A 7528-nucleotide genomic window follows, 5' to 3' on the forward strand; every position below is an offset into this window, starting at 1 on the left:
CGCTGATGTCCATCTCCAACCGCAAGCCCGGCGAGCGCCGCGAACCCGTGGCCGAGCCCCTGAAGCGCTCGGTGGCCGGGTGCCTGCGCGCCATCGCCCGGCGCTCCGAGGTCGAGGTCACCTACGCGACCGACCGGCCGGCGCTCACCGGCGACAAGGCCCGCCTCCCCGAACCCCCGCGCAAGCTCTCGGCGCAGGACGTCGCGGTGCTGCGCGGCAACGCCGACGCCATGGCGCTGCGGCTGGGCTGCCACGACGTGGCCGTCCACCGCCGCCTCGCCCCCGAGAACGCACCCGCGCGCGCCGTGTACGACGCGGTCGAGCAGGCCCGGGTCGAGGCGATCGGGTCGCGCCGGATGGCGGGCGTGGCCAGCAACATCTCGGCGATGCTGGAGGACCGCTACCATCGCGGCGGCAAGTACGAGTCCATCACCGACAGGGCCGACGCTCCGATGGAGGACGCCGTCGCCCTGATGGTGCGCGAGCGCCTGACCGGCCAGAAGCCGCCCGAGGCCGCCACCAAGATCGTCGAGCTGTGGCGCGAGCATATCGAGGCCAAGGCCGGCCCCAACCTCGACGGGCTGCTCGGCTCGATCGAGGATCAGCGCAAGTTCGCCCGCTCGGTCCGCGACCTCCTCACCTCCCTCGACATGTCGGACGAGACGCCGTTCGACGCGGAGGACGACGAGAACGACGACGAGAACGACGCCCAGGACGACGAGCAGAACCCCAGCGAGGGCGATTCGGAGGAGAAGAGCCAGGGCGAGCGCGCCGAGATCGAGACCTCCGAGGAGGCCTCCGACGAGATCGAGGAGGGCGCCCAGGAATCCGCCGACGCGCCGTCCGGTGAGTTGCCCGAGGAGGCCGAGGACGCGGAGTCGGAGGAAGCCTCGGAGGCCTCGCGCCCGCCCCAGCGGCAGGGCAACGAGGCGCGCGGGCCCGAGTACAAGGTATTCAATCCGCGGTTCGACGAGGTCATCCACGCCGAGGAGCTGTGCGACGCCGACGAGCTGTCGCGCCTGCGCTCCTACCTCGACAAGCAGCTCTCGCACCTGCAGGGCGTGGTCGGCCGCCTCGCCAACCGGCTCCAGCGCCGCCTCCTCGCCCAGCAGAACCGCGCCTGGGAGTTCGACCTGGAGGAGGGTCAGCTCGACCCGGCGCGGCTCGTGCGCGTGGTCATCGACCCGTACCAGCCGCTCTCCTTCAAGCAGGAGAAAGACACCAACTTCCGCGACACGGTGGTCACGCTGCTCCTCGACAATTCGGGCTCGATGCGCGGCCGGCCGATCACCGTGGCGGCGACCTGCGCCGACATCCTGGCGCGGACGCTGGAGCGCTGCGGCGTGAAGGTGGAGATCCTGGGCTTCACGACCCGCGCCTGGAAGGGCGGGCAGAGCCGCGAGGCGTGGCTCGCCGCCGGCAAGCCGCCGAATCCCGGCCGCCTGAACGACCTCCGCCACATCGTCTACAAGTCGGCCGACGCGCCCTGGCGGCGCGCGCGGAAGAACCTCGGGCTGATGATGCGCGAGGGGCTGCTCAAGGAAAACATCGACGGCGAGGCCCTGGACTGGGCGCACAAGCGCCTGCTCGGGCGGCCGGAGCAGCGCAAGATCCTGATGGTGATCTCCGACGGCGCGCCGGTGGACGATTCGACCCTGTCGGTGAATGCCGGCAACTACCTGGAGCGGCACCTGCGCTGGATGATCGAGGAGATCGAGACGCGCTCGCCGGTGGAGCTGCTGGCCATCGGCATCGGCCACGACGTGACCCGGTACTACCGCCGCGCCGTGACGATCATCGACGCCGAGGAGCTCGGCGGGGCGATGACCGAGAAGCTGGCCGAGCTGTTCGAGGAGGACGGCGCGGCGCCGACGGGGCGGATGCTGCGCGCCGCGGGCGGGCGGCGGTAATCAGGTCCCGCGCGGCCGCGCGCGATAGACGATCCGCGTCGAGGAAGCCGGCAAATCCGGACCGAACCTCGACACGGTTCGTGTTCGCAACTTGGACGGCGGAGCCCCCTCCGTCATCACGAGCGCAGCGAAGTGACCTAGGGCAGCGCGGGCTTGTCAACGTGGCGCCACCCGGATCGCTTCGCTCCGCTCGCAAAGACGGCGCAGGGGCATCAGCCGGACATTGACGGCAGCCTGCGGCCGAGTCCTGGGTTGCTTGAAGTGGCATGCCAGCCGCAAACAAGCGGAAACCGCCGCGGGCTCGACGGCCACGGCGGTTCAATCCGTCCGATAGGGGCGTGAAGCCCGACGACTCAGGCCGCGGCGGCCGGGGTCTCGGCGAGCTTCTTGTGGATCTCGCGCTTCAGGAGGCGGGCGGTCTGCGACAGGTCGCCCTCGCCGGCCTTGATCAGGAAGGCGTCGAGGCCGCCGCGGTGCTCCACCGAGCGCAGGGCGTGCGCCGTGACCCGCAGGCGGACGCGCTTGCCCAGCGCGTCGGACTGGAGGGTGACGTTGCACAGGTTCGGCAGGAACCGGCACTTGGTCTTGCGGTTCGAGTGGCTCACGAGGTGGCCGACCTGAACGGCCTTGCCGGTGAGTTCGCAGCGGCGCGCCATGATAAAAAACGATCCCGTCTCGTTCCGCCCGGTGAAGACCCGATCGCGGCCGGCGCGATCGTCGTCGCAGCGGGCGGCGCCCATTGCGTGTTCCAGGTCCGGCGGAGTCCTGTTGAAGGCGCGAGCCTATAGGCGACGGAGGCGCGGTGCGTCAAGGTGCCGGCGGGGGCGGGCGGGGTTCGGCGTCGCGCCGGACGGCCAACGGTCTGTTAACCACGATGCCGGGATATAGCCTTCTTCCACCTGCAGGAAGGCGCCTCTCCCCGCTCCGTGCGTCGCAGAGGACGTCGGCGAGCGGGTGTGTTCGAGAGGGTGCGTTCGAGCGAGTGTCTTGGCCCGCCCGCCCTGGGATGCGATCCGGATCATGAGCGCCACGCCAATCCGTCGAATGATCAAGCCGTCGAAGAAGCAGGCTGCCGGGCGCCTCGCGGGCAGCCTCCTCGCGGTCGCGGCTTTCGCGGCCCCGATCGATGCAGGCGCGCGGACGGCGAGGGCCAAGCGGGCCGCGCCCGCCGCCGCGACCGTGGCGGTCGATTACGGCATCAACCTCGCCGGTCTCCCGATCGGCACGGCCCGCCTGGCCGGCTCCTTCGACCGCGACCGCTACATGATGGACGTGTCGGCCGTGCTTACCGGCCTCGTCGGCGCGATCACCGGCGGCAAGGGCTCCGCCCGGGCCTCGGGAAGCTTCTCGGCCGCGCCGCAGCCCGGCGCCTTCGCCATCGCCACCCAGACGGCGAGCTCCGGCATCGCGGTGCGCATGGCCCTGGCGCGCGGCAACGTCGTCCAGGCCGAGATCACGCCGCCGCTCGTCGACATGCAGGACCGCGTGCCGGTCACCCCGGCCAACAAGCGCGGCATCATCGACCCGGTGAGCGCGCTGCTGATGCCGACCCAGGGGCGCGGCGAGCCCCTCGACCCGGAGAACTGCAACCGGACCCTGCCGGTCTTCGACGGCGCCACCCGCTTCAACGTGGTGCTGAGCTACGCCGAGACCCGCCCGGTGCAGAAGCCCGGTTATGCGGGACAAGTCCTCGTATGCAACGCCCGCTACCAGGCGATCGCCGGCCACCGGCCGGACCGGCCGGGCGTCAAGTTCATGGAGGAGAACCGCGAGATGTCGGTCTGGCTCGCCCCCGTCGAAGGGACGCGCGTCCTGATCCCGCTGCGTATCTCGGTGCTCACCACGATCGGCACCAACATCATCGAGGCCACCCGCTGGAGCCAGAGCGGCACGCCGACGACCACCGGCACGGCCGGCGCCGCCGGCAACAGTGTCGCGCAGGCGAGCCTGCCCGGGCAGTAGCGGCGCGTCAGGGAGCGTTTGACCGGCGGCCGGTTTCCCGGCACCTCGGCGCGGCGCGGCAGCCGCGCGGGGAGGTCAGCAGTGCCCAAGGGCTACATCATCGTCCGGATGACGGTCACCGACCCGGACACCTATAAGGACTACGCCGCCATGGCCTCCGAGGCGATGCGCAAGTACGGCTGCACGCCGCTGGTGCGCGGCGGCCGCTGCGAGGCGCTCGAGGGCGAGGGCCGTCCGCGCAACGTCGTGCTGGAATTCGAGTCCTACGAGGCGGCGCGCACCTACTACTTCTCGCCCGAGTACCAGGCTGCCGTAGCCAAGCGCCGGCCCGCGGGCATCGGCGAGGTGGTGCTCGTCGAGGGCGTCGACTGATCGACGGTTCGGTCACAGCCGGCCTCGACGCGGCCGGCGCCAGCCGCGCCCGTGCCGCGAGATGACCCAGGAAGGGCGCGGGGACGGACATCGTCGCGCGCCCGCGTCGCCGCGCATTGCCGTGCCGGCGGGTGCAATCGCGGCGAGATGCGCGGGTGGAGGGAATCTTCACGTTCCCGGCGATAATGCCCGGATGTGCTCGCCCGCCCTCCGAATCGCCCTCGCCCTGGCCGCGCTCGCGGGGCCGGCCGCGGCGCAGTCCCTCAGTGCCGGGTCCGCCGATCCGGGGTGCGGCGGTGACGCCTTCTCGTCGGCCGAGGTCGTCGAGAACAGGCCGCCCCGCCGCGGTCCCCTCGTCGCGACCCCCGACACGCTCTGCGCCGACCTCGCGCCGCAGCCGGGCACGCCGACGACGCAGATCGACGTCTACCCGATGATCACGCCGCAGATTGGACCTGGCGGCGGCGGCATCCCATATGGGGGAGGACCGTACCGGCCCTAGCGTCCCTGACGCGGTCGGCCGGTCGAACCCGCCTCCCCGCCCGCGCCGCGACGGCGCCGCGACGGCCTTCCCGCTCGAAGGAACCGCCGACCATCGACGCGCTGCTCCGCCCCACGCCCAGCCGCTCGCTGTCCCGCGAGGCCCGCGCCCGCGGCGTCACCGCGGTCCTCGGGCCGACCAACACCGGCAAGACGCATCTCGCCATCGAGCGGATGCTCGCCCACCCGACCGGCATGATCGGGCTGCCCCTGCGGCTGCTCGCCCGGGAAGTCTATCTGCGCGTCGTCGCGAAGGTGGGGCCCGAGAAGGTCGCGCTGGTGACCGGGGAAGAGAAGATAAAGCCGGACCGGCCGCGCTACTGGATCTGCACCATCGAGGCGATGCCCCGGGACCTCGACGTGGCGTACGTCGCCATCGACGAGATCCAGCTCGCCGCCGACATGGACCGCGGCCACGTCTTCACCGACCGCCTGCTCTACGTGCGCGGCCGGGAGGAGACCCTGCTGATCGGCTCCTCGACCATGCTGCCGCTGGTCCAGGACCTCATTCCCAACGTCCACACGACGACCCGGCCGCGGCTCTCGCAACTCACCTTCGCGGGGGAGAAGCGGCTGTCGCGCCTGCCGCGGCGCACCGCCATCGTCGCATTCTCGGCCGAGGAGGTCTACGCGATCGCCGAGCTGATCCGCCGCCAGCGCGGGGGCGCCGCGGTGGTGCTGGGCGCGCTCTCGCCGCGGACCCGCAACGCCCAGGTCGAGATGTACCAGGCGGGCGACGTCGACTACCTCGTGGCCACCGACGCGGTCGGGATGGGCCTCAACCTCGACGTCGATCACGTCGCGTTCGCGGCCAACTGGAAGTACGACGGCACCCGCTTCCGCAAGCTCACTCCCGCCGAGATGGGCCAGATCGCGGGCCGCGCCGGGCGCCACCTTTCGGACGGCACCTTCGGCTCCACAGGCCGCTGCCCGCCCTTCGAGGCCGAGCTGGTGGAGCGGCTGGAGAGCCACGACTTCGATCCCCTGCGCATCCTGCAGTGGCGCAATCCGGATCTCAGCTTCGGCAGCCTGGAGGGCCTGCAGGCGAGCCTCGACGAGCACCCGCGCGAATCGGGCCTGACCCGCGCGCCCATGGGGGAGGACCAGCAGGCCCTCGAGATCCTCATGAAGGAGGACGACATCCGCGACATGGCGCGCAGCGCCGCCGCGGTGCGCCGCCTCTGGGACGTCTGCGGCGTCCCGGATTACCGCAAGGTCCACCCGCAGGTGCACGCCGACCTGGTCGCGCAGCTCTACCGGTTCCTGATGAAAGGGATGGCGGGCCGGATCCCCGACACGTGGTTCGCCGAGCAGGTCGCGATGATCGACCGGACCGACGGTGACATAGACACGCTGTCCCGCCGGATTGCCCAGGGACGCACCTGGACCTTCGTGGCGAACCGTCCCGACTGGCTGCGCGACCCAGAACATTGGCAGGGCGAGACGCGTCGGGTAGAGGACAGGCTGTCCGACGCCCTGCACGAACGCCTCGCGAGCCGCTTCGTCGACCGGCGCACAAGCGTCCTGATGCGGCGCCTGAGAGAGAACACGATGCTCGAAGCCCAGATCACCGCCGACGGTGACGTCACCGTCGAGGGTCAGCATGTCGGCCACCTTCACGGATTCCTGTTCGTTCCCGATGCCAGCGCCGAGGGGCACGAGGCCAAGACCCTGAGGAGCGCCGCTGAGAAGGCGCTCGGGGGCGAGATCGAGTCGCGGGCAGAACGATTCGCCGCCACCGCGGATTCGACCCTCGTGCTCTCGCACGACGGCACGATCCGCTGGACCGGTGCGCCGGTCGCCAAGCTCAGCCCCGGCGAGAAGCTGTTCGCCCCGCAGGTCCGTCTGCTGGCGGACGACAGCCTGACCGGCGCGCATCGCGAGAAGGTCGAGGGCCGCCTCGACGCGTGGCTGAAGGCCTACATCGTGCGGCTGCTCGGGCCGCTGATGGAGATCGAGACCGCGGCCGACCTCACCGGCCTCGCCAAGGGGATCGGCTACCAGGTCGTCGAGGCGCTCGGCGTTCTGGAGCGCTCGAAGGTGGCGCACGAGATGCGCAGCCTCGACCAGGAGGGCCGCGGCGCCCTGCGCCGCCACGGCGTCCGGTTCGGCGCCTACCACATCTTCCTGCCGGCGCTGCTGAAGCCGGCACCCCGCACGCTCGCGGCCCAGCTCTGGGCCCTGCGCAACGGCGGCCTCGACCAGCGCGGCCTCGACGAGATCGCGCATCTCGCCGGTTCCGGCCGCACCTCGATCAAGGTCGACCGCGAGATCGCCAAGGGCCTCTACCGCGCGGCCGGCTTCCGGGTCAGCGGCGAGCGGGCGGTGCGCGTCGACATCCTAGAGCGGCTCGCCGACCTGATCCGCCCGGCGATCGCCTACCGGCCCGGCACCACCCCGGGCGCCCCGCCGGACGGCACCGCCGACGGCGACGGCTTCGTGGCCACCGTCGGCATGACCTCGCTGGTCGGCTGCTCGGGCGAGGATTTCGCCTCGATCCTGAAGTCGCTCGGCTACACGGCCGAGGCGCGCCCCGGCCCGGCCATCACGGTGCCGCTCGTCCCCGCCGCCGCCACCGCGCCGGCGGCGCCGACCGCCGCCGAGGCGTCCTCCGAGATTTCCTCCGAGGCTTCCTCCGAGGAGGCCGTCGCCGCGCAGGCTGATGCCGCCGAGCCGGTCGGCGACGAGGCCCCGGCCGCCGAGGGCGTCGAGACCGCCGCCGATCACGCTGACGCTGCCGAGGA

General features: G+C 71.8%; 6 protein-coding genes. 5 read left to right on the plus strand and 1 reads right to left on the minus strand.

What is annotated here, in order from left to right; translation table 11 throughout:
- The first annotated feature begins 5 nt into the window (after positions 1–5).
- Positions 6–1910: a cobaltochelatase subunit CobT gene (cobT, locus tag ACLBYE_RS18020; protein WP_020092686.1), complete on the plus strand. Its 1905-nt coding sequence runs from the start codon at positions 6–8 to the stop codon at positions 1908–1910.
- A gap of 353 nt (positions 1911–2263) precedes the next feature.
- Here the strand turns inward: cobT and rpmB are convergent, their stop codons facing one another.
- A complete protein-coding gene (gene rpmB, locus ACLBYE_RS18025; RefSeq protein ID WP_012320636.1) occupies positions 2264–2566 on the minus strand; it encodes a 50S ribosomal protein L28 in 303 nt (100 codons plus the stop codon).
- 388 nt (positions 2567–2954) lie between these two features.
- Between rpmB and ACLBYE_RS18030 the strand changes: the two genes are divergently transcribed.
- The 4 genes from ACLBYE_RS18030 to ACLBYE_RS18045 all read left to right on the plus strand — a co-directional run.
- The gene (locus ACLBYE_RS18030; RefSeq protein WP_447695234.1) at positions 2955–3872 is read left to right on the plus strand and encodes a DUF3108 domain-containing protein; all 918 of its coding nucleotides are present in this window, start codon (positions 2955–2957) and stop codon (positions 3870–3872) included.
- Positions 3873–3953: 81 nt separating this feature from the next.
- The gene (locus tag ACLBYE_RS18035; protein WP_273559969.1) at positions 3954–4244 is read left to right on the plus strand and encodes a DUF1330 domain-containing protein; all 291 of its coding nucleotides are present in this window, start codon (positions 3954–3956) and stop codon (positions 4242–4244) included.
- A gap of 193 nt (positions 4245–4437) precedes the next feature.
- Complete coding sequence (locus ACLBYE_RS18040; protein ID WP_205833348.1) at positions 4438–4746, plus strand: hypothetical protein; 309 nt, start codon at positions 4438–4440, stop codon at positions 4744–4746.
- A gap of 101 nt (positions 4747–4847) precedes the next feature.
- On the plus strand, positions 4848–7528 hold a 2681-nt coding region (locus ACLBYE_RS18045; RefSeq protein WP_447695235.1), incomplete at its 3' end, for a helicase-related protein.

This window comes from Methylobacterium sp. A52T (genome assembly GCF_053346095.1).